Genomic DNA, 1,272 nt, shown 5'->3' on the forward strand with positions numbered 1-1,272 from the left:
CTGCTCGTCGAAGAGGACGTACTTGTTGTCGACGAAGCACACCTCCCTCGGGCACGGCTCGCCGAGGAAGACGACGACGGCGGTGTCTCCGTCATTGGCGAGCTTCAGCCAGGCGCCGCCCTGCTGCTCATGCTGCTTGGCCATTGCGGCCGTCTGCTCCCACATGTTCGCCATGGCTCTCAACCCTCCCTCAGGCAGTGCGTCGAGCCGTGCTGACGCCGGTACACCGAGAACAACTCGGTGCCGTCCTCCGCGAGGCCTGCCGCCTCAATGTTGAAATCCGCCTCGGCGTCCACCACGTCCTGGAACTCCCACCGGCGGAAGAGGCCCGGCAGGCGCACATAGTCGTTGTCCTCTGAGCCAGCGCACTCACAGCAGTGGCACGCCTCGCGTCCTGCGGTGTCCCCCCCTGCCTGGGCACCGCCAACCACGCGAACGTGGCGGGAAATGAGGCGCAGGAGAGTTTCCTCGCGCTCAAACAGGTTTCTCGCGTCTGTCTTCATTCTCGTCCTCCGGGCATGGGTGGCCCGCCTGGCAATAGAGGGGCGTTGCTGTCCATGGAGGTGGACAGGCAGTGCGCACCCGTTCCTGGAATGGGGCCTGGGTAGGCCCCTCAATTCAGCTCAAAGCCCGGTGGCCACAATTCGGGGACATCGGCCGTCCACCACCACGCCACCGTGGCACTCCCTGTCCCTGCGCACTCTCAAGCTTGCCGAGGTTGTTTCACGTCTCACACGTACTACAAGCACCCCCTCGAGCCGATTTGGGACAGGAAATCTTTCTCGGGGATTTTAAAGGCCATTTTCCGAAGCCGGCCGAGGGCACGGTGGAAGCGCTTGCGCGCCGCTGCGGGGGCGAGCCCCAGGCGTGCCCCCACCTCCGCATAGCTCTCCTCCTGGACGAGGACGGACATCACCAACTCCGTGTCCTCTCCCGCGAAGGGAAGCAGCCATGCGCGCAGCGCTCCCAACTCTGACTTCAAAGAGAGGCCCCCAAAGACGTCATGGGCGGAAGGCCCATGCGCCTGGGCCCATGGCACTGCCTCTGCACTCACGACTTCACCGCAGGCTGCTGACTTCCGGGCCCGGAGCATGGCCTTCATGACGTCCCTCTCCGTCCCCATCACGAGCGTCGCGGCAACACGACGAGTCCGCCGCAAGTCGACGCGAGCCACTAACGAAGTGAAGGCGAGGGCCAGGGCCGCGGTGAGTTCGTCCTCAGTCTCGAAGCTCCGAAGGCGCCGGCGACGAATGGCTCCGAGGGCCGGCCACA

The 1,272-nt window shown here is 65.2% G+C and carries 1 protein-coding gene and 1 pseudogene; both read right to left on the minus strand.

Annotation, left to right across the window (positions count from 1 at the left end; all coding sequences use genetic code 11):
* Positions 1 to 179: 179 nt before the first annotated feature.
* Positions 180 to 503, minus strand: coding sequence for a hypothetical protein (locus KRR26_RS36495; protein ID WP_217082193.1), 324 nt, complete (start codon positions 501 to 503; stop codon positions 180 to 182).
* Positions 504 to 739: 236 nt separating this feature from the next.
* Positions 740 to 1,272 (minus strand): annotated as a pseudogene (locus tag KRR26_RS36500) (sigma-70 family RNA polymerase sigma factor); the annotation flags it as partial.

Origin of the sequence: Citreicoccus inhibens (assembly GCF_019039035.1) — a bacterium.
Taxonomy (GTDB): Bacteria; Myxococcota; Myxococcia; order Myxococcales; family Myxococcaceae; genus Citreicoccus; species Citreicoccus inhibens.